This window comes from Vibrio sp. R10-SF1-ISO8 (assembly GCF_059833805.1).
This window is the reverse complement of sequence record NZ_JCBDHL010000007.1, coordinates 87,184-107,474: the sequence shown is the minus strand read 5'-3', so window position 1 is coordinate 107,474 and position 20,291 is coordinate 87,184. Positions and strand designations below refer to the sequence as shown.

Annotated in this window: 18 protein-coding genes and 1 pseudogene; 7 read left to right on the top strand and 12 right to left on the bottom strand. The window is 46.0% G+C overall.

The window, feature by feature from the left end:
• Window positions 1–315 precede the first annotated feature (315 nt).
• From fre to trxA, 7 genes and pseudogenes are all read right to left on the bottom strand, one after another.
• The gene (gene fre, locus AC6R00_RS03730) at window positions 316–1,029 is read right to left on the bottom strand and encodes an NAD(P)H-flavin reductase (protein ID WP_239851278.1); all 714 of its coding nucleotides are present in this window, start codon (window positions 1,027–1,029) and stop codon (window positions 316–318) included.
• 13 nt (window positions 1,030–1,042) lie between these two features.
• Complete coding sequence (locus AC6R00_RS03725) at window positions 1,043–1,312, bottom strand: 2Fe-2S iron-sulfur cluster-binding protein (RefSeq protein ID WP_171383442.1); 270 nt, start codon at window positions 1,310–1,312, stop codon at window positions 1,043–1,045.
• Window positions 1,309–1,749 carry a hypothetical protein gene (locus AC6R00_RS03720; RefSeq protein ID WP_500639369.1) on the bottom strand — a complete coding sequence of 147 codons (441 nt, stop codon included), beginning with the start codon at window positions 1,747–1,749 and terminating at the stop codon, window positions 1,309–1,311. Before AC6R00_RS03720 ends, AC6R00_RS03725 begins: the two co-directional genes overlap by 4 nt.
• Window positions 1,750–1,781: 32 nt before the next feature.
• Window positions 1,782–3,165, bottom strand: a pseudogene (ubiD, locus tag AC6R00_RS03715) (4-hydroxy-3-polyprenylbenzoate decarboxylase); the annotation flags it as partial.
• Between the two features lie 92 nt (window positions 3,166–3,257).
• Window positions 3,258–4,253: a hypothetical protein gene (locus AC6R00_RS03710; protein WP_500639368.1), complete on the bottom strand. Its 996-nt coding sequence runs from the start codon at window positions 4,251–4,253 to the stop codon at window positions 3,258–3,260.
• Between the two features lie 104 nt (window positions 4,254–4,357).
• Window positions 4,358–5,617, bottom strand: a complete 1,260-nt coding sequence (gene rho, locus AC6R00_RS03705; protein WP_004745495.1) for a transcription termination factor Rho — start codon at window positions 5,615–5,617, stop codon at window positions 4,358–4,360.
• Between the two features lie 200 nt (window positions 5,618–5,817).
• Window positions 5,818–6,144 (bottom strand): thioredoxin TrxA, encoded by a 327-nt coding sequence (trxA, locus tag AC6R00_RS03700; RefSeq protein WP_004745500.1) that lies wholly within the window; start codon window positions 6,142–6,144, stop codon window positions 5,818–5,820.
• A 112-nt stretch (window positions 6,145–6,256) separates the two neighbouring features.
• Between trxA and rhlB the strand changes: the two genes are divergently transcribed.
• Both rhlB and gppA read left to right on the top strand, forming a co-directional pair.
• Window positions 6,257–7,558, top strand: coding sequence for an ATP-dependent RNA helicase RhlB (rhlB, locus tag AC6R00_RS03695; RefSeq protein WP_500639367.1), 1,302 nt, complete (start codon window positions 6,257–6,259; stop codon window positions 7,556–7,558).
• Window positions 7,559–7,565: 7 nt separating this feature from the next.
• Window positions 7,566–9,056 carry a guanosine-5'-triphosphate,3'-diphosphate diphosphatase gene (gene gppA, locus AC6R00_RS03690; RefSeq protein WP_500639366.1) on the top strand — a complete coding sequence of 497 codons (1,491 nt, stop codon included), beginning with the start codon at window positions 7,566–7,568 and terminating at the stop codon, window positions 9,054–9,056.
• 70 nt (window positions 9,057–9,126) lie between these two features.
• Here gppA and AC6R00_RS03685 read toward each other — a convergent pair whose 3' ends face one another.
• From AC6R00_RS03685 to recQ, 3 genes are all read right to left on the bottom strand, one after another.
• Entirely contained in the window at window positions 9,127–9,798 is a 672-nt protein-coding gene (locus tag AC6R00_RS03685; RefSeq protein ID WP_500639365.1) for a 7-cyano-7-deazaguanine/7-aminomethyl-7-deazaguanine transporter, read from the bottom strand.
• Between the two features lie 201 nt (window positions 9,799–9,999).
• The gene (locus AC6R00_RS03680) at window positions 10,000–10,320 is read right to left on the bottom strand and encodes a DUF3630 family protein (RefSeq protein WP_500639364.1); all 321 of its coding nucleotides are present in this window, start codon (window positions 10,318–10,320) and stop codon (window positions 10,000–10,002) included.
• Complete coding sequence (gene recQ, locus AC6R00_RS03675) at window positions 10,313–12,151, bottom strand: ATP-dependent DNA helicase RecQ (RefSeq protein WP_500639363.1); 1,839 nt, start codon at window positions 12,149–12,151, stop codon at window positions 10,313–10,315. The genes AC6R00_RS03680 and recQ overlap by 8 nt, the downstream gene beginning before the upstream one ends.
• 162 nt (window positions 12,152–12,313) lie before the next feature.
• On the opposite strand from recQ, the gene rarD reads away from it, so the two are divergent.
• The 4 genes from rarD to ggt all read left to right on the top strand — a co-directional run bounded on the left by rarD (window position 12,314) and on the right by ggt (window position 16,698).
• The gene (rarD, locus tag AC6R00_RS03670) at window positions 12,314–13,228 is read left to right on the top strand and encodes an EamA family transporter RarD (RefSeq protein WP_500639362.1); all 915 of its coding nucleotides are present in this window, start codon (window positions 12,314–12,316) and stop codon (window positions 13,226–13,228) included.
• A 72-nt stretch (window positions 13,229–13,300) separates the two neighbouring features.
• A complete protein-coding gene (locus AC6R00_RS03665; protein ID WP_500639361.1) occupies window positions 13,301–14,095 on the top strand; it encodes an AraC family transcriptional regulator in 795 nt (264 codons plus the stop codon).
• 73 nt (window positions 14,096–14,168) lie between these two features.
• Window positions 14,169–14,840 carry a LysE family transporter gene (locus AC6R00_RS03660; protein ID WP_494506079.1) on the top strand — a complete coding sequence of 224 codons (672 nt, stop codon included), beginning with the start codon at window positions 14,169–14,171 and terminating at the stop codon, window positions 14,838–14,840.
• Window positions 14,841–14,949: 109 nt separating this feature from the next.
• Window positions 14,950–16,698, top strand: a complete 1,749-nt coding sequence (gene ggt, locus AC6R00_RS03655) for a gamma-glutamyltransferase (protein ID WP_500639360.1) — start codon at window positions 14,950–14,952, stop codon at window positions 16,696–16,698.
• A 175-nt stretch (window positions 16,699–16,873) separates the two neighbouring features.
• Here the strand turns inward: ggt and AC6R00_RS03650 are convergent, their stop codons facing one another.
• On the bottom strand, window positions 16,874–17,005 hold the full coding sequence (locus AC6R00_RS03650; RefSeq protein WP_272236456.1) for a hypothetical protein: 132 nt from the start codon (window positions 17,003–17,005) through the stop codon (window positions 16,874–16,876).
• A gap of 453 nt (window positions 17,006–17,458) precedes the next feature.
• Between AC6R00_RS03650 and tpx the strand changes: the two genes are divergently transcribed.
• A complete protein-coding gene (gene tpx, locus AC6R00_RS03645) occupies window positions 17,459–17,956 on the top strand; it encodes a thiol peroxidase (protein ID WP_500639359.1) in 498 nt (165 codons plus the stop codon).
• Window positions 17,957–18,030: 74 nt separating this feature from the next.
• Here tpx and uvrD read toward each other — a convergent pair whose 3' ends face one another.
• Window positions 18,031–20,202 (bottom strand): DNA helicase II, encoded by a 2,172-nt coding sequence (gene uvrD / locus AC6R00_RS03640; RefSeq protein ID WP_004745516.1) that lies wholly within the window; start codon window positions 20,200–20,202, stop codon window positions 18,031–18,033.
• Window positions 20,203–20,291 lie beyond the last annotated feature (89 nt).

Genomic DNA, 20,291 nt, shown 5'->3' with positions numbered 1-20,291 from the left:
AGCTTTCTTCTTTGTGACTCACATCACTTCGGAAGAGGCAGCCATTCTAGCGTTTCAATTTGAAGTGTCAAACACTTTTTTGAATTTTTTGTTTCACTCGATTTGAGTTGAAACTTAGCTAGTTGGCTTTACTGACTTTCCGCTGAAGCCTTGTGGCGTCTGCCGTGTCAGTGGAAGCGCATTATAGGGAGTTGAGATTTAAGCGCAAGCCCTTTTTCAAATAAAATTGAAAAAAATGACCGTTCGTTGAATTTGTATGCAAAAGCATAAAAAAAGGGAGCAAAACGCTCCCTTTTTAACCTGAATTCTTAAGCTTTATATAAAAGCATAAGCATCGGCATACATTCTTTCTGCTTGAGCTTGTTTATTTAGGGTAAATTTCTCACGCGCAGCGCCTGCCATTTCAAAGCGTCCAGCGATATAGATGTCATACTCTGCTAGCGAATCGAAATCTTGCTCTACAGCTTGAAGAACATTACCTACTTTTCCTTGCCATTCAGCAGGAGCTTCTTCTATTACAGGTACAAACTGAACATTACGATTATTCGCCGCAATCTCTTCAAGTTCTGGTTTCGCGTATAGCTGGCATTCATCACGCCCACCCCAGTATAAGTAGATAGGGTTAGTTTTGTTTTGCGCGATGCAATGATCGAGGATAGAACGCACATAACTAAAACCAGTACCACCTGCGATCAACAAAATAGGACGCTCACTCTCTTCTTGGATCCAAGCATCGCCGTGTGGCGCGTCGATAGTAATCTCACCGTCTTGCTCTAGTGCAGTTTTCATCGCTTCTACTACTTCGTGAGCGTAAGCATTGTGTTCTGCAGCACCGATATGCAGTTCCAGTTCACCTTCGTGGCGACATGGGCTGCTCGCAATAGAAAATGGTCTTTTATCTTTTTCACCCATCACAACCATTAGGTACTGGCCAGCTTTAAAACTGACTGGGCTTTCTGGGTGCAATAGAATTTGGTAAGTATTGCAAGCCAACGGCTGGATTGACTTTACTTTACATTGAATAGTCATGGTTTCCTCTTACTTACTCTTCAAAAGTAAGCACTAATTTACTTTCTGCGAAGGCTTGGCAAGCAAATATCCATCCTTGTTGTTGCTCTTTCTCTGTGAGCATAGGTTCAAGGTGATAAGAGACTGTTCCTTCTAGTTTACGACACAAACAGGCAGCGCATGCACCAACCTGGCATCGGTGAGGAAAGCGGATATTATTGTTGAGCGCCGCTTCCAACACCGTTTGTCCATCTTGTACTTCGAATTCTATGCTATCTGGCAACAAGATGACGGAATGATTCATAGAATACCCAACTTATCCCACATCGCATCAATTTTTGCCACAAGTTGAGGATCTTTCTTGATAGGTGTGCCCCATTCTCTGACAACCTCCTCTCCTTCCACTTTATTAGTGGCATCCAATACAAGGCGAGAGCAAGACAGATTAGTGCCCTCTTCCTGCTTGGTATCTCGTGCTGGGTCCATACGAGTAGTCACAGCCCAGATAATGTCGTTCCAATCTTTTGCATTCACATCACTATCACAGACAACGATGAATTTAGGTGCGCCATGCTCGAGCAAGAATTGCTCTACCTTTTGCGCCAGCTGCTTAGATTGACCAGCGTGCTGCTTATCCATAGTGACAATAGCAAAACTGTTATTTTTGGCTGTCGATGGAATATAGATATCGATAACTTCTGGGTTATGCTCAATAAAGCTCTTGAGCTCTGCTTCACTCAATTGGTTATGTTGTTTTACTGATTGCTCCGAACCAACCAGCTCAGCATCCCATTTGACTGTTGCGTCTAGCCCCATTTTCGAGCCGAGGCCAACGACCGGAGAAGCGAAGTCCAATGAATCAATTGGGGTATTCTCAATAAATAATGTATCTCTGACCGGATCCATATGCTCGGTCATCGCTGCTACCACTTGATCCCAATCGCGTGCATTGACCTTTTCATCGCACACAATTACAAACTTGGTATACATGAACTGACGCAAGAAGGACCAGACTCCCATCATGACTCTTTTAGCATGACCCGGATACTGTTTCTTCATTGTCACTACCGCCATGCGGTAGGAGCAACCCTCTGGTGGTAAATAGAAATCTTCTATTTCAGGAAACTGCTTTTGCAGAATCGGCACAAAGACTTCATTGAGCGCGACGCCCAGTACTGCTGGTTCATCAGGTGGGCGACCAGTATAGGTACTGTGATAGATAGGCTCTTTACGCATTGTGATATGGGTAATAGTAAAGACGTGGTGCTTTTCTTTTTCGTTGTAGTACCCGGTGTGGTCACCGTAAGGGCCTTCGTCAGCGAACTCATTAGGATCAATGTAACCTTCCATAACGATTTCAGCGCTAGCTGGGACTTCTAAGTCATTGCTAACCGATTTGACGACTTCGGTTTTTTTGCCGCGCAGCAAACCCGCAAATGCGTACTCAGATAATGTATCTGGTACTGGCGTTACTGCGCCAAGAATGGTTGCTGGGTCTGCACCAAAAGCAACGGAAACAGGAAAGGGTTTACCTGGATTGGTTTCCATCCAGTCACGGAGATCAAGAGCACCGCCACGGTGAGCTAGCCAACGCATGATGATTTTGTTCTTAGCGATTTTTTGTTGACGGTAAATACCTAGGTTCTGTCGCTTTTTATTCGGCCCTTTGGTAACAGTAAGTCCCCAAGTCAATAACGGTGCAATATCACCTTGCCAGCAACTCATGACTGGTACTTTGTCCAAATCAACTTCTTCGCCTTGCCAGATAATCTCTTGGCAAGGGGCTTTACGTAGACGCTTAGCAGGCATGTTCAATACTTGTTTGAACACTGGTAACTTATCTAATGCGTCTTTAAAACCTTTTGGTGGCTCAGGTTCTTTCAAATAAGCGAGCAACTTACCGACTTCACGTAACTCTTTGACATCTTGCCGCCCCATACCTATCGCGACACGCTCCGGAGTACCAAACAGGTTGGTCAGTACAGGCATGTCGTAGCCGATTGGGTTTTCAAACAGTAGAGCTGGGCCGCCAGCCCTTAAGGTACGGTCACTGATTTCCGTCATTTCATAGTCGGGATCAACGGGATGAGAGATGCGCTTTAGCTTCCCTTCTTTTTCTAGATGAGCGACAAAGTCGCGTAAATCCTTAAAACTCATAGACCTAATTGTGGGCTGGTTAATCTGCACGCAGTATAACAAAAAGAGGAATCATTCGATCCCTCTTTTTCGTGTGGTTATATGTCTTAGCCTTACTGACCGATCACACTGAGTATCGCGCGGCTATTTACTTTTTGATTGCTACTGGCTAATTCTTCTAGCCACGATGAGTAACCTTGGCGTGCGAGTTCACCTGCAATGAACCTTGCATCATCTGATGCCGCCATTCGCGCAATAAGAAACTCTTTTACATCACTCGACATCGGTCTAACTTTGGTCAGTTCGGTAATTGCTCGCTCTTTAAGGCTTGGGTTGTTCGAGGCTTGCATCACTTGCTCTAAAGAAAAGCTATCTGCCACTTTTGCCAATCGCACCAGTTCGGATTCACTGTTAAAGTCGGCTTTCATCAGCCAAAGTAGTTTGTAGACATCTGGATTTTCACTGACTTGAGCCAATCGCACCATAACCTGAGATGAAGGCAACCAACTGACTACCGGAGCTTTGGTCAACTGCTCGACGAGGCTATTTACGGCTTCAGGTGAAAGGCTATCTAGTTCACGGATCAGCAGAGCTTCACGAGTCTGTACTTGGTAATCGCTGCCAGTCAGCCAATCTTTCAAATCCAGCTCACCACGCTCAGCATCTAAAACAAAGGCGAGTGTCGACTGATCTTGACGCCACTGTTTGAGTAAACGGTTGGCAATCGCTGGGTAGTTAAAAGCAGGGACTGAAAACTCATAGCCATCCCCTCTTTCTAACACTTGGTAGGTCGGCACCATTGACTGTTGCTGCTCAACAAACAGCGCCATTTTAGGTGTCAGAATCAGATTTTGGTCTTCAATTTTCTTTAGCAGTAAATAACGGGAAACTTCTTGGACGGGAAGAGAGAGCCTTTGCAACGCAAAATTAAGGCCATCAGTATCATCTTCAACCACATACTGAAGAAGTTCAGCGACTTTATCGTGAACTTGAGATTCTTGTAACCATTGCTCAACACGCTGAGGTTCCATCTCAGTTGCAGCGACGGCAGGTACTCCGGTAAGAAGTGCGATAGACAGGAGTACCGACGACAACATTCCTTGTTGCATGTTAACCTCCTTGTAACATATTGCACCATTGTGCGCGCTATCAATAGATAATGCAAACAAAAACGCCACCAAATATGGTGGCGCTTGATAATTCAATCTATCGACTATTGACGACGCATCGCGTCAAAGAACTCATCGTTAGTCTTAGTCATTGCTAGCTTGTCGATTAAGAACTCCATCGCGTCGATTTCACCCATTGGATGAACAATCTTACGTAGAATCCACATCTTCTGTAGCTCTTCATTCTTAGTTAGAAGCTCTTCACGACGAGTACCTGAGCGGTTGAAGTCGATTGCAGGGAAGACACGCTTCTCGGCGATCTTACGGTTCAGGTGAATTTCCATGTTACCTGTACCTTTAAACTCTTCGTAGATAACTTCATCCATCTTAGAACCAGTATCTACTAGTGCTGTTGCTAGAATTGTCAGGCTACCACCTTCTTCTACATTACGTGCAGCACCGAAGAAGCGCTTAGGACGATGTAGGGCGTTAGCATCAACACCACCAGTCAGAACTTTACCTGATGATGGAACAACAGTGTTGTATGCACGAGCTAGACGAGTGATAGAGTCAAGCAGGATTACTACGTCTTTCTTGTGTTCAACAAGACGTTTTGCCTTCTCGATAACCATCTCAGCAACTTGTACGTGACGAGATGCAGGCTCATCAAACGTAGATGCAACCACTTCACCTTTAACTAGGCGTTGCATCTCGGTTACTTCTTCTGGACGTTCATCGATAAGAAGTACCATTAGCTCACACTCAGGGTGGTTGTAAGCAATGCTCTGTGCAATGTTTTGCAGCAGCATTGTTTTACCCGCTTTAGGTGGAGCAACGATCAGACCACGCTGACCTTTACCAATTGGTGAAGCTAAATCTAGAACACGTGCTGTGATATCTTCTGTCGAACCGTTACCACGCTCCATCACCATACGCTCGTTTGCGTGTAGTGGCGTCAAGTTTTCAAATAGAATCTTGTTACGCGCGTTGTCTGGTTTGTCATCGTTAACTGTATTGACTTTTAGTAGAGCAAAGTATCGCTCACCGTCTTTTGGTGGACGAATCTTACCGGCAATCGAGTCACCTGTACGAAGGTTGAAGCGGCGGATCTGACTTGGAGATACATAGATGTCATCTGGGCCTGCCAAGTAAGAGCTGTCTGCACTGCGCAAGAAGCCAAAACCGTCTTGAAGTATTTCCAGAACCCCGTCGCCAAAAATGTCTTCGCCGCTTTTCGCGTGAGCTTTTAGGATAGCGAAGATAATGTCTTGCTTTCTTAGACGAGCTAGGTTTTCAAGGCCCAAGCTTTCGCCAAGTTTGACAAGATCAGACACAGGTCTGTTCTTCAGTTCTGTTAGATTCATGGTGGTGGATACTTTTTTAGTCAAAATAGGATCTGTTATTTAGTTAAGATGAATTTGGTCACAGGATCGACCAAGAAGAGAAACTTGTTTATTTAACGTGCGATAAATTAGCACTAAATACTAGCCTAGTCTAGATTTTGTTGGTGTTCAAAAACAAAACCGTGCATTGGTTAAAATGCACGGTCTTATCAGAACAACGCTTAAAGATTTGCGTCTAGGAACTCTTTAAGTTGAGTCTTAGACAGCGCACCAACTTTGGTTGCTGCGACATTACCATCTTTAAATAGAAGTAATGTTGGAATACCGCGGATACCAAACTTAGGTGGAGTACCTGCGTTATGGTCGATATTTAGTTTACCGATAGTGAGCTTGCCTTCGTACTCGTCTGCGATTTCGTCCAGGATAGGAGCAATCATCTTACAAGGACCACACCATTCTGCCCAAAAATCCACTAGTACAGGGCCTGCAGCATTGATTACGTCGTTTTCAAAACCGTCATCCGTAAGCTGCAAAATCTTATCACTCATCTTCCACTCCAATGTGTTTTTTTGAAACTGGTTGGATGATAACCAGTAAATAGATGCCCTATTGGAATGTATTTACTTTCGTATTGCAAGCTTTAGCTGATATTCTATAGCAATGAAAAAGACGCATATCACAGAGCAAAAGTTCGCCAATTTGGGTTTACACCCTCAAATTACTGAAGGTTTGGAGAAGAAAGGGTTTGAATTTTGTACCCCTATCCAAGCTTTGGCGTTGCCGGTACTGCTCACCGGCCAAGACATCGCAGGCCAAGCCCAAACGGGCACAGGTAAGACACTCGCTTTCCTGACTGCTACTTTTAACCACTTACTGACGACTTCAGAACATGAAGGTCGTAAGCCAACTCAGCCACGTGCCATCATCATGGCACCAACACGCGAGTTGGCAATTCAGATTTACAACGATGCCGAGCCGCTTATTGCAAGCACTGGTATTAAAGCTGCGCTTGCTTACGGTGGCGAGAGCTACGACAAGCAGCTATCTAAGCTTGAAGATGGTGTGGATATTCTGATCGGTACGACTGGTCGTATTATCGATTTCTACAAGCAACGCGTATTTAACCTTAACAACATTCAAGCGGTTGTTCTTGATGAAGCAGATCGCATGTTCGATCTTGGCTTTATTAAAGACATTCGTTTCTTGTTCCGTCGTATGCCTGAACCAAAAGAGCGTTTGAACATGCTGTTCTCAGCGACGCTTTCTTACCGCGTTCAAGAGTTGGCATTCGAGCACATGCATAATCCAGAGCATGTTGTGGTTGAGCCAGAAGTTAAAACGGGTCATCGCATCCAAGAAGAGCTGTTCTACCCTTCTAATGAACATAAGATGGCTCTGCTACAAACCTTAATTGAAGAAGAGTGGCCTGAGCGCGCGATCATCTTTGCTAACACTAAACATAAGTGTGAATCGGTTTGGGGCCACTTGGCTGCTGACGGCCATCGTGTTGGTTTGTTAACAGGCGATGTACCGCAGAAGAAGCGCGAGCGTATCTTAGAGCAGTTTACTAAAGGTGAAGTTGATCTATTAGTGGCAACAGACGTTGCAGCGCGTGGTCTACATATTCCTCAAGTAACGCACGTGTTTAACTTTGACCTACCAGATGACTGCGAAGATTACGTACACCGCATAGGCCGTACAGGTCGTGCAGGTGCGAGCGGTCATTCGATTAGCTTTGCTTGTGAAGACTACGCGATTAACCTTCCTCCGATTGAAGAGTACATCGAGCACACAATTCCCGTATCAGACTACGACCCAAGTGCATTGATTGAAGATTTACCTGCACCGCTACGTATGCGTTCAAACCGTCCGCAGCAACGTCGCACCAATACAGGTGGTTCTCGCTCAGGCAACCGTCGCAACAACAATCGCTCTCGTCAACGTCAACAAAAGGATTCTTAAGTCGTCTATGAGCCAAGCAGTTTCATCTCCGCTTTACGCAGCCATCGACCTCGGGTCGAACAGTTTTCATATGCTCGTTGTGCGTCACATTGATGGCAGCGTACAAACGATGGCTAAAATCAAACGCAAAGTTCGCCTTGCAGCGGGCTTAGACGAAAACAACGCGCTAAGCCTAGAAGCCATGCAACGCGGCTGGGACTGCTTGAGTCTATTTGCAGAACGACTGCAAGATATTCCTAAAGAGAACATTCGCATCGTGGGTACCGCTACGCTGCGTACCGCAACTAACGTGGACCTGTTTCTGGAAAAAGCCAATCAGATACTTGGTCATAAGATTGAAGTGATCTGCGGCGAAGAGGAAGCAGCGACTATCTATAAAGGGGTCGCACATACCTCTGGTGGTAGTGGTCGACGTTTAGTGGTTGATATTGGTGGTGCAAGTACCGAGCTTATTATTGGTGAAGGTTTTGAAGCTAAGGCACTGACTAGCCTGAAAATGGGATGTGTCACTTGGCTTGAGCGCCACTTTAAAGATCGTCAGTTGACCGTCACCAACTTCAACAATGCGATTCAAGCAGCCAAAGAGACACTGCAACCTATCTTGAAGCAATACACTCAAATCGGTTGGGATGTATGTGTCGGCGCTTCGGGTACTGTTCAGGCATTGCAAGAAATCATGCTCGCGCAAGGGATGGATGAGGTTATTACTCACGCCAAACTGAAACGCCTGCAAAAACAAGCAATGTTAGCCGATCACCTTGAAGAGCTTGAGATAGAAGGACTGACCCTAGAGCGTGCATTAGTCTTCCCTAGCGGCCTTTCTATTCTCATCGCGATTTTTGAGCTACTTGAGATTGATTCAATGACGCTTGCGGGTGGCGCACTACGTGAAGGCCTAGTGTATGAAATGGTTGATGAGCTAAAGCAAGACGATATTCGTGCTCGCACTATCTGTAGCGTTCAGAGCCGCTACCAAATTGACGTCGCTTACGGTCAGCAAGTTGCCAACATTGCAGCTAAACTGCTCGCTGAATGTCAGTCTGATTGGATTGCAGAGTCTCACGGTAGTGTTTTGCTTGAAACCGCAGCCAAGCTACATGAGATCGGTTTGACTATCGATTTCAAAAAAGGTGGCGAGCATAGTGCTTACCTGCTGCAAAACTTGGATTTACCTGGTTACACGCGAGCGCAAAAGCATCTCTTAGGTGAACTCACGCGCCGCTATCGTGAACAGCTAACTTCCCTTCCGGAGCAGCATGCCTTATCCAGCAATAGTGCCAAACGTGTATTGCGCCTGCTGCGTTTAGCGGTGTTATTAACTCATCGTCGTAACCCTGAGCTTGAGCCTAACATTACCCTAAGCTCTAACGATGATAAGCTGACCCTAACGCTAAAAGCGCAGTGGCTTAAAGACAACCCTTTGACTGCTGCTGAGCTCGAAATAGAAGCAAACCGTCAAAGTGATATTGGTTGGCCACTCTCGATTGTTGAGTACTAATCTCAACTGATCAATACAAAAAAGCCCAAGGAATAGCATTCCTCGGGCTTTTTCTTGTTAGTCATTTCAATTACGACTTAGCGCCAACCACTTTAAAGTCAGGGTTCACTGCGGTGAGTTTCTTGACTAAGTAATTCAGCAATACGCCATACATAGGAACAAACAGACCCAAGCTGATGACTAATTTGAAGCCGTAGTCCACCAGCGCAATCTCTGTCCAATGCTCTGCCATAAACGGATCTGGGCTTTGATAGAAGGCAATCGCGAAGAAAGCAATGGTATCTAACGCATTACCAAATAGCGTTGAACATGTTGGTGCAACCCACCACTGCTTTAGCTGACGCAGGCGGTTAAAAATATGCACATCCAGAATCTGACCCAGTAAATAAGCCATAAAGCTTGCGATCGCTATGCGCGCAACAAACAGGTTAAATTCCCCAAGCTGATTCAAGCCTTGGAATGAACCTTCATAGAACAGAACAGATAAGCCGTAAGAAACCGCCAGTGCTGGCAACATCACTAAGAAGATGATGCGACGAGCAAGCTGAGCACCAAAAATACGAACGGTTAGGTCAGTCGCTAAGAAAATAAATGGGAAAGTAAATGCGCCCCAAGTGGTATGGAAACCGAAAACGGTAAAGGGCAGCTGAACTAAGTAATTGCTCGATGCAATAATGATCAGGTGGAACAGAACTAATAGAAAAAGGGCTTTGCGCTGCTGCGCAGGGGTAAAGTTACTCATGCGATACCTTTTTAGTTTGGTTTGGGGGTGAGGGAACCCAAATCGAATCCATTCCAAGCCAAGGAACGACTCTTACCAACAATGTTAAAAGAAATTAGCCGCGATATATTTGTGATAACTATCGCGGCGGGCGATTATACATTAACCAATTTGAGCTGCAACTAACTAAGGCTACGCAATCGTTAGCGTATAAAAATCGACTTAGAAACCTTTGTTAAACAGCGAAGCCAGAAAATCGAGCTCTGGTTTAGAATCTTCAATTGCCAGCGCTTCAAACCAGATACTCTCACTATAGTGTTCTGATTTTAAGAATAGCTGACAACCTTCAAAATCAATCAACCAAGAGTGAATATCTGCATCCCACTGCTTTTCGACTACTGAAGCCGATAGCAGTTTGACCAGTTTGTCAGCTAACTGAGGAAAGCTATCAAAATCAAACCGCGGAGCACGAATGATGATGCGCCCCTCTTCTACCTGATAATCAAGCAGACCAAATTCCGTTTGTGGTGTGACATCAGCCATGATTTGTTAAGTGCTCCTGAATAAGATCTAAGAATGGGTCGGCGTATTTTTCTAACTTGCGCTGCCCCACTCCGTTGACGGCAAGCATCTCACCGTAAGAGGTCGGTAGTATTTCTGCCATATCAATTAATGTCGCGTCACTGAACACTACATATGGTGGTAAACCATCTTCATCCGCAATGGATTTGCGAAGCTTACGCAACTTAGCAAATAGCTTCTTATCGTAGTTTTTGCTCGACAGCTTATCTGATTTAGCAGCGCGGGCGGCGGTATCAAGGCGTGGAACAGCAAGCTCTAATGACATATCACCACGCAACAGCGGCCTTGCCTCTTCAGTCAATTGCAAAGTAGAGTTGCGAGTGATGTTTTGGAATAGCAAACCTTTATGGATCAACTGACGAAAGACACTGACCCAATAGTCATGGCTATTTTCACGTCCTAGCCCATAAGTCGACAGTTTGTCATGGCCATTTTCACGAATACGGATATTCTGCATCCCACGTAAAACTTCGACCACATAACCCATACCAAAGCTTTGATTAACCCGATACACGCAAGAGAGCGCTTTTTGAGCTTGCTCTGTGGCATCAAAATGCTTCGGCGGGTCTAAACAGATATCGCAGTTACCACATGGTTTCTCACGGTACTCGCCAAAATAGTTAAGCAGTACTTGGCGACGACAGGTTTGCGCTTCAGCAAAAGCACTCATTGCGTTTAGCTTGTGCGCTTCAACTTGCTTCTGCGGACCGTCGTCTTTTTCATCCAACATGCGGCGCAGCCAACTGATATCGGCAGGATCGTAAAGCATCATCGCTTCGGCAGGCAATCCATCTCGCCCGGCGCGGCCTGTTTCCTGATAGTAGGATTCGATATTACGTGGAATATCAAAGTGCACCACAAAACGGACATTGGGTTTGTTGATCCCCATGCCAAACGCCACAGTCGCAACAACGATCTGAATATCATCACGCTGGAACGCCTCTTGAACATAAGCACGTTCATCCGCTTCAAGACCTGCGTGGTAGCTTGCAGCACGTAAGCCGTTGTTACACAGTTTTTCGGTTACCATCTCTACTTTCTTGCGGCTACCACAATAGATAATGCCGCAGCTGCCACGTTGACCTTCAAGAAAACGAACTACCTGAGAAACAGGCTTATGTTTCTCAACTAGGGTGTAACGAATGTTAGGGCGATCAAAACTGCCAAGATAAGTATGCGGCTCGTCAAGTTGCAGGCGCTGCATAATGTCTTTGCGCGTGGCGTCGTCTGCGGTTGCCGTCAGCGCCATGACTGGGATATGAGGAAAGTGCTGTTTGAGCTGACCTAACGAAGCATATTCAGGTCTAAAATCATGCCCCCACTGAGAAATACAGTGCGCTTCATCAACTGCTATCATCGACAATGAGATGTTTTCCAGACGCTCAATAAAATCGCGCATCAACACACGCTCTGGAGAAACATAAACCAACTTTAACGCGCCAGAATGCATGCGATTATAAACGGAGATCAGCTCTTCTCTTGGCATGGTGGAGTTGACACACTCAGCGGCCACACCATTCGCTTTCAGTTGGTCTACTTGATCTTTCATCAATGAGATCAACGGTGAGATAACTAAAGTTAGCCCTTCACGTGCTAAGGCAGGGATCTGATAACACAAAGATTTACCGCCACCCGTTGGCATGATCACTAAACTATCTTGTCCAGCAACCGCCGACTCAATCACTTCTTGCTGACCATCACGAAAGCTCTGATAACCAAAAACATCCTCTAAGATGCTTTGCGGCGTCGGCAAATCGGCTGAAGGTGACTGGGCTAAAAGTGTCGAGGTCATGAACTATCTCAATAGAGTTGCAGGATGAGTGCGCGTCGAACGCAAGAGGCACATTGTAGTGGGGTTTAAAGGTGAATAAAACCGCAAATTGTTAGGTGAATCGGATTATGCTCCTTATACTGCTTGTTTCAATTTGTAAAAATTATGATCGAGTAAAGATAAATGACTCCAGAAGAACAACAGCGAGCGAAACAGGGTGTCTTTCTTGCCATTGGGGCATACACCATGTGGGGCATCGCACCAATCTACTTCAAGGCTTTGGCCGAAGTCTCCCCATTAGAGATTTTAAGTCACCGCGTTGTGTGGTCTTTCTTCTTACTCGCTGCCCTGCTTCACTTTGGTCGTCGTTGGCGTAATGTTCGCGACGTGATCAAGTCGAAACAGAAGCTGCTTTATTTAGTGACCACTGCGGTTTTAGTTGGCGCTAACTGGCTGATATTCATCTGGGCGGTGAACTCCGATCATATGCTCGACGCCAGTCTGGGTTACTACATCAACCCGTTGATTAACGTGCTGTTGGGGATGCTCTTTTTGGGAGAAAGGTTACGTAAACTACAGTGGTTTGCCGTCGCACTCGCCGCTTGTGGAGTGTTGGTCCAACTGTTTGTGTTTGGCTCAATCCCGATTGTTGCGATCACTTTGGCGCTGACTTTTGGTTTCTACGGCCTATTACGTAAAAAAGTCAGCCTTGAAGCTCAAACTGGCCTGTTTATAGAAACTTTGGTGCTACTTCCAGCCGCAGCTATCTACTTGCTGTGGATTGCTGACAGCCCAACGTCACACTTGACCAAGAATCCGCTCGACCTGAATTTACTACTCATTTCAGCAGGTATCGTCACGACCTTGCCGCTCCTTTGTTTTACTGGCGCAGCAACACGCTTAAAGCTATCGACTTTAGGCTTCTTCCAGTACATAGGCCCTAGCTTGATGTTTTTGCTGGCCGTACTTGTATATGGCGAAGCTTTCACTCTCGATAAAGCGATTACCTTCGCCTTTATTTGGGGCGCTTTAGTTATCTTCAGTTTTGACGGCCTAACCAATAACAGACAATCGAAGAAAGCGACAAAAGCACACTGATCGTTTTTTACAAGACAAATCGCTTACCCACATATAAGCTTGATGAAAAACTCATCAAGCTTTTTTAGTTTTATGGATAAGGTCAATTACCACAGTACTGAGAACAAAGAGATCAGCCTGATTGAAGCGAACTATCAGTCGTTCGCTTTTTCACGCCACTATCATCTTGATTTTCATATTGGTCTTATCACGGGTGGACAACAAAAGTTCCACTATAAAGGTGCTAGCCATCATGTTGGTGAAGGGCAATTAGTCATCATGCCCCCTGATGAACTGCATGATGGAAAATCCATGTTGGAGTCCGGTTATCAAACCCGAGTGTTTGCACTTGACCCTGAGTGGTTTAGCGACCTTGCTCAGCTAAAGCAACCGAGTGACTTACTTCATTTCAAGCAACTGATTATTTCTGATCAGAAAGTGTTTCAGCCCCTTTCTCAATTGCACCAATTGCTAACAGACAATAACATCAGCCAACTGGCAAAAGATTGCTTACCTTACGAAGGATTTGAACGCCTGTTTAGCCACTACGGCAGTTTAGAGCAAAAGCGCGCAGTCCCTTTAGGTAACCAATCTATGGCTACCTTAAAAGAGTATCTGTTAGACAATCTCGATCAGCCAGTACGATTAGAGCAACTGTCACAGCTGTGTGAGCTGAGCCCAACCCAGTTTCAACGCCATTTTAAAGCCAAAGTCGGCTTAACCCCCTACGCATGGCTGAGCCGTCTGCGCATGGAGCAAGGAATGAAACTGCTTAGATCCGGAGTGAGCGGAACTGAAGTGGCATATCAAGTAGGTTTCTATGATCAGGCCCATTTTAGCAAAGCGTTTAAGTCCACTTACGGCGTTAATCCTTCGCAAATTAGCTAGTGTCAATTTTTTACAATCTTTCACAGGCAATCCATAGCACACTAAAGCTATCTAAAATCATCAATCGAGTCCGATGAACGAAATAACTATCCTCACCACCTTAGCCGTGGTTCACTTTGTTGCTCTTATGAGTCCAGGCCCTGATTTTGCCTTAGTGGTACAGAATGCGACACGCTATGGTCGTCAAACTGGGTTGTATATTGCTTTGGGTCTTTCGTGTGGCATCTTACTACACTCCATTCTTAGCCTAACTGGCATCAGCTATCTGGTTCACCAACAGCCAACTCTGTTTGCTTTGCTTCAGCTCGCTGGCGGTAGCTACCTTTTCTACTTAGGCTTTGGCGCGCTTAAAGCGAGCTGGGCGAGTTTGCGTAACGCGAAAGTAAAAGAAAGCGCTTCTGCAGAGCAGCCAAGCCTGCTTCTCGGCAACAAACGCCAAGCTTTTTCGCGCGGCTTTGCAACCAACATCCTTAACCCCAAAGCACTGGTGTTTTTTGTCAGCCTTATGTCGAGCCTTGTACCAGCCAGCATGTCACTAACCGGAAAGGGGATGGCACTGATGATCTTATGGAGTATTTCATTACTGTGGTTTTCCTTTCTCGCTTGGGCTCTCTCCACCCAACGTATGCAACGCAAGATAAAAGCGACGGCCCACTACGTTGATGGGTTATGCGGCATTTTGTTTACCGTGCTTGGACTTGGCATTCTTTGGCAATCTACCACGGCGATCACTGCTCTGTTTTAATCCATTGGTGTCTAAAATTTGATTCAAGATTACAATTTGATAACAAACCCTTAGACCTAAACCTATTCCACTGTCACTCTTGGTCTGCATAAATAAAAAGGAGAACAAGATGCAGTGGAAACTCAAATTTCTAACCACATGTTTGCTTGCAACGTCAGCGACAACCTGGGCCAATCAAGCAGCCGACTCTGTAGCGCCCGAGCACAGTAGTGGTCTAGAGAACAAACAACTGGTTACCGCCAAAGAGTGGATGGTGACAGCAGCGAACCCAATCGCTACCCAAGCGGGCGCAGATATTCTTGCCAAAGGGGGTAACGCGATTGATGCTATGGTCACCACCCAGCTAATGCTAGGTTTGGTTGAACCACAATCTTCAGGTATTGGTGGTGGCGCGTTCCTTGTCTATTGGGACGCCAAAAATCAGCAACTCACCACGTATGACGGCCGAGAAACAGCTCCACTCGATGCGACACCTCGTCTATTCCAAGACGTCAATGGCGAACCACTGAAGTTTTACGACGCAGTGGTAGGCGGACGATCAGTAGGTACGCCGGGTACCGTCAAGTTGATGTGGGATACACACCAAAAATACGGCAAACTTGCTTGGGCAGATCTTATCCAACCAGTTGTCAACGTTGCCAAACAAGGCTTTGAGATCAGTCCACGCCTAGCGACACTAATAGAGAAAGATGCCGAGCGTCTAAGCCGCTTTGCCACCACGAAAGCTTACTTCTTCAATCCAGATGGCTCACCTAAAACGGCGGGTACCTTACTTAAAAACCCAGAGTATGCGGTAACACTCACTGCGATTGCTAAAGGTGGCGCGCAAGCTTTCTATCAGGGTGAAATCGCTGAAGATATTATCGAAACGGTGCAGAGTGCCGCCGGTAACCCAGGGGTACTCGCCCAGAAAGACTTTGATGCGTACTCAATTAAGCAAAGAGACGCGGTGTGCTCGGCTTACCAAAGCTTTGATGTCTGTGGAATGGGGCCGCCAAGTTCAGGTGCTCTGACTGTTGGCCAGATCTTATCTATTACCGAGAGTTTCGACCTCAAGTCTTGGGGACCAGATAATGCAAAATCATGGCAAGTGATTGCAGACGCATCTCGCTTAGCCTTTGCCGATCGCGGTATGTACATGGCAGATGAAGACTTTGTGCCGATGCCAACCCAAGGTTTACTCGATAAAGAATATCTAAAGCAGCGCGCACAACTCATTCAACCAGGTAAAGCACTAGACTCAGTGAGTGCAGGTAGCCCACCTTGGAGCTATGCACAGCGTCAAAGCATGGATGAATCCATCGAGCTACCTTCAACCAGCCACTTCAATGTGGTCGATAAACAAGGCAACGTGGTTTCCATCACCACAACGATTGAGAATGCATTTGGCTCACGCTTGATGACCAATGGCTTCCTACTCAACAATGAGCTGACCGATTTCTCTTTCCGCTCTCATAAAGAAGGTAAGCCGATTGCGAACCGTTTAGAACCAGGAAAACGTCCACGTTCATCAATGGCACCAACCATCATCATGCAAGATGACAAACCATATATGGCTATTGGCTCACCGGGCGGCAGTCGTATTATTGGTTATGTCGCACAAGCCATTATTGCCCACACTCAATGGGGAATGGATATTCAGCAAGCAACCAACCAACCTCATCTGTTGAACCGTTTCGGCACTTTAGACGTAGAGCAAGGTACTAGCGCGGAAAAATTCAAACCTCAACTAGAGGAAATGGGCTTTAAGGTCAATGTTCGCGATCTGAACTCAGGATTACACGCGATTTTACTGCAAGATAACCAATTGCAAGGCGCCGCTGATCAACGACGAGAAGGTACAGCAATCGGTAAATAGAGTAGATCGACTCACTTGCTTGTGCGAGATCTCTCACAAGCAAGTGAGTAAAAATAGCTTTTTGGCTGAGAAAAATGTAAACAAAGAAACCTAAGCAATTGTTTTATAATAATATGTATAAAACATAAACGAATTTTTATGTAGAAAAACGTTTGCCTTATATTGCTGAAATTCGTTAGACGAGTAATATGAATGGTGTCGGAAGGATGCTGACACGGAACAGGAAATTACCACGGATTAGGTAATCTTCAGGAAGAAGATACGGTTGCTTAGGATGAGTAATCGGCATGGAAAGCGAATTGGACATTGAACGGACGCAATAGTAACTAGGATGGTTGCTACTAAGGATGGGAAATGGACACCTCTGGACGAGGAAAGGACTTATCATCAGGACGATGAAAAGGACACCGCTCAAGGAACAAGCGAAGTGAGCTAACGAGGATTGTTAGCAGACCAGGATAGGGTCAAGGACACCGCTAGGATGGCGATGAATGGACTAAGCTGAAGGACGTCAGCATACTATCAAGGATTAGATGCATGGAGCACCTATAGTAGCCGGATTGCTGCGAGTAAGACTATAACCCCGATGGGCTCACGCCCTCGGGGTTTTTCTTTACCTAATCCAACCTGAATTGAACCAATCCCCTAGTTACATAAAAATTCACACTTTGACAGTTCACTTTTTCGCCACTTGTACGTAATGTGTTTAGCATGAAATTCACCTAGTTTCATAACCACACGTAAAATAAGGACTATTTTCATGTCACAAGTTACTTTTCAAGGCGCTGCTGTACCTGTTTCTGGCTCTTTTCCTGCGAAGGGATCTCAAGCCAGTGCATTTTCTCTCACCGCTGGCGATCTTTCTGAACTGACTCTTGGTTCACTGAAAGGCAAACAAGTCATTCTGAATATCTTTCCTAGCATTGATACCCCAGTATGCGCGCAAAGCGTTCGTGCGTTTAATGAGAAAGCGGCAAGCAAAGACAATACGGTTGTACTGTGTATCTCAGCTGACCTGCCGTTTGCCGCAGCTCGCTTCTGTGAATTGGAAGGCATTGAAGGCGTGCAACACGCTTCAACATTTCGCTCTCCAGAATTTGCTCAAGCTTATGGTGTCGCCATCTCAGAAGGTGCACTTGCAGGCTTAACAGCCCGTGCCGTAGTGTGTGTAAATGAAGAAGGCCTGATTACTCACAGTGAGCTCGTAGCAGAAATCACTGAAGAACCAAACTATGATGCCGCACTAGCATCACTATAAATTGTGTTCAAAAAGAAGAGCTGCCCTGTGGCAGCTCTTTTGGTATGAAATTGAACATGTAGGAAGTAATGTACTTACAGCGTTTCTAGCTTCGCATAAGCAGTGACTAACCATTTGATGCCTTCACCGTTAAAGGCGACTTGTACACGACTTTGTGGACCACTGCCTTCAAAGTTGATAATGGTACCCTCACCAAACTTAGGGTGCATAACTCGCGAGCCCAAACTAAAGCCAGTTTCATTGAAACTCTCTTTAACCACAGTCTGGCTAAAGCGACCTGAGCTTGCCGGACGACTCACCTGCGCTTTCATACGCACTTCATCAAGACAGGTCTCTGGCAATTCACGAATAAAACGGGATGGCTTATGGTACTTATCCTGACCGTATAAACGGCGCATCTCTGCGTACGTGATGTAGAGTTTTTCCATTGCTCGCGTCATGCCCACATAACAAAGGCGGCGCTCCTCTTCCAAACGCCCTGCTTCTTCCGCAGACATCTGGCTTGGGAACATGCCTTCTTCCACACCGACCATAAACACAAGCGGGAACTCTAGACCTTTTGCGCTGTGCAGTGTCATAAGCTGAACGGCATCTTCAAACTCGTCAGCCTGACCTTCACCCGCTTCCAACGCGGCATGAGTCAAGAAAGCCGTCAGTAGGGTCATTTCTTCCGCTTCTTCTGGCTTTTCAAACTGGCGGGTTGCCGTTACCAGCTCTTCCAAGTTCTCAATGCGAGCTTTAGACTTCTCGCCTTTTTCTTGCTCGTACATAGCGAACAAGCCTGAGTACTTGATGACGTGGTCGGTTTGCTCATGCAATGACAACTCACATGTGTCATCTTCTAAGGCGTTAACCAATTCAACGAAGCGGCTTAAAGCTCCAGCAGCACGACCAGCTAAGACTTTTTCATCCAGGAGCGCAACGCTAGCTTCCCACATGGTGCAACCGCGATCGCGCGCAGCAAAACGAATCGTCTCTAGCGTTTTATCCCCTAAGCCACGAGTTGGCGTGTTCACCACTCGCTCAAAAGCCGCGTCATCGTTACGATTAGCCATTAAGCGCAGATAGCTAAGTGCATCTTTGATTTCTTGGCGTTCGAAGAATCGCATACCACCATAAATACGATAAGGTAAGCCTGCCTGAATCAACGCTTCCTCGAGTACACGTGACTGGGCGTTATTTCGATACAGCATAGCGGCATCATTCAGCGCTCCGCCTTTGTCTTGCCATTCCTTTATCTTATTCACGGCAAAGCGCGCTTCATCCAACTCGTTATAGGCAGAGTAAACCGAAATTGGCTCACCTTCCGCGCCGTCCGTCCACAGCTCTTTACCCATTCGCTCAGTATTATTGGCAATCAGGGTGTTCGACGCCTCTAGGATGGTTTTTGTTGAGCGATAGTTTTGCTCAAGACGAATAGTGTTAACGCTTGGGAACTCTCGGGTGAATTTCTCAATGTTCTCGATTTTTGCTCCGCGCCAACCATAGATAGACTGATCGTCATCACCCACAATCATGACATGAGAGTCAGGTCCAGCCATCATGCGTAACCAAGCGTACTGAATATTGTTGGTGTCTTGGAATTCATCGACCAAAATATGTTTGAAGCGCGCTTGATAGTGCTCTCGAACAAACTTGTTATCACGCAATAACTCATGAGCACGAAGCAGGATTTCAGCAAAATCGACAAGACCAGCTCGATCGCAAGCTTCTTGATAAGCCGTATAAAGCTGCAAGTACGTTTTAGTGACGGGATCATGATAAGCATCTATATGATTCGGGCGTAGACCTTCATCTTTTTTGCCATTGATCCACCAACTAACCTGACGCGCTGGCCACTGTTTTTCATCAAGGTTTTGCGCTTTTATCAAACGACGCAATAAGCGCTGCTGATCGTCTGTGTCAATGATCTGAAAATCTTCAGGTAATTTGGCATCCAGATAGTGAGCACGAAGGATTCGATGACAGATACCATGGAATGTACCGTTCCACATGCCCGAAGCGCTACCCATCATTAGCTCTTCAATACGCCCGCGCATTTCCGCCGCCGCTTTATTGGTGAAGGTCACCGACATAATGGAGAACGGCGAAGCTTGCTCAACAGACATCAACCACGCAATGCGATGCACTAGCACACGTGTTTTACCACTGCCTGCGCCAGCCAATACAAGTAAGTTTTCTAGTGGTGCAGCCACGGCTTCACGCTGCTTGTCATTCAGACCATCGAGAAGTAAGGAAGGATCCATTGTGTGCTCAGTTACTGGTTATCTATACATGAAATGGCATTATACCCGAGTGACCTCAAGATGCTAGGTGCAGATATTAGGCAGTGAAA

Excerpts from the sequence above, each read along its gene's own strand:
- fre (WP_239851278.1), bottom strand. The coding sequence starts at position 1,029 with ATGACTATTCAATGTAAAGTAAAGTCAATCCAGCCGTTGGCTTGCAAT.
- AC6R00_RS03725 (WP_171383442.1), bottom strand. The coding sequence starts at position 1,312 with ATGAATCATTCCGTCATCTTGTTGCCAGATAGCATAGAATTCGAAGTA.
- AC6R00_RS03710 (WP_500639368.1), bottom strand. The coding sequence starts at position 4,253 with ATGCAACAAGGAATGTTGTCGTCGGTACTCCTGTCTATCGCACTTCTT.
- rho (WP_004745495.1), bottom strand. The coding sequence starts at position 5,617 with ATGAATCTAACAGAACTGAAGAACAGACCTGTGTCTGATCTTGTCAAA.
- trxA (WP_004745500.1), bottom strand. The coding sequence starts at position 6,144 with ATGAGTGATAAGATTTTGCAGCTTACGGATGACGGTTTTGAAAACGAC.
- rhlB (WP_500639367.1), top strand. The coding sequence starts at position 6,257 with ATGAAAAAGACGCATATCACAGAGCAAAAGTTCGCCAATTTGGGTTTA.
- gppA (WP_500639366.1), top strand. The coding sequence starts at position 7,566 with ATGAGCCAAGCAGTTTCATCTCCGCTTTACGCAGCCATCGACCTCGGG.
- AC6R00_RS03685 (WP_500639365.1), bottom strand. The coding sequence starts at position 9,798 with ATGAGTAACTTTACCCCTGCGCAGCAGCGCAAAGCCCTTTTTCTATTA.
- AC6R00_RS03680 (WP_500639364.1), bottom strand. The coding sequence starts at position 10,320 with ATGGCTGATGTCACACCACAAACGGAATTTGGTCTGCTTGATTATCAG.
- recQ (WP_500639363.1), bottom strand. The coding sequence starts at position 12,151 with ATGACCTCGACACTTTTAGCCCAGTCACCTTCAGCCGATTTGCCGACG.
- rarD (WP_500639362.1), top strand. The coding sequence starts at position 12,314 with ATGACTCCAGAAGAACAACAGCGAGCGAAACAGGGTGTCTTTCTTGCC.
- AC6R00_RS03665 (WP_500639361.1), top strand. The coding sequence starts at position 13,301 with ATGGATAAGGTCAATTACCACAGTACTGAGAACAAAGAGATCAGCCTG.
- AC6R00_RS03660 (WP_494506079.1), top strand. The coding sequence starts at position 14,169 with ATGAACGAAATAACTATCCTCACCACCTTAGCCGTGGTTCACTTTGTT.
- ggt (WP_500639360.1), top strand. The coding sequence starts at position 14,950 with ATGCAGTGGAAACTCAAATTTCTAACCACATGTTTGCTTGCAACGTCA.
- AC6R00_RS03650 (WP_272236456.1), bottom strand. The coding sequence starts at position 17,005 with ATGTCCAATTCGCTTTCCATGCCGATTACTCATCCTAAGCAACCGTAT.
- tpx (WP_500639359.1), top strand. The coding sequence starts at position 17,459 with ATGTCACAAGTTACTTTTCAAGGCGCTGCTGTACCTGTTTCTGGCTCT.
- uvrD (WP_004745516.1), bottom strand. The coding sequence starts at position 20,202 with ATGGATCCTTCCTTACTTCTCGATGGTCTGAATGACAAGCAGCGTGAA.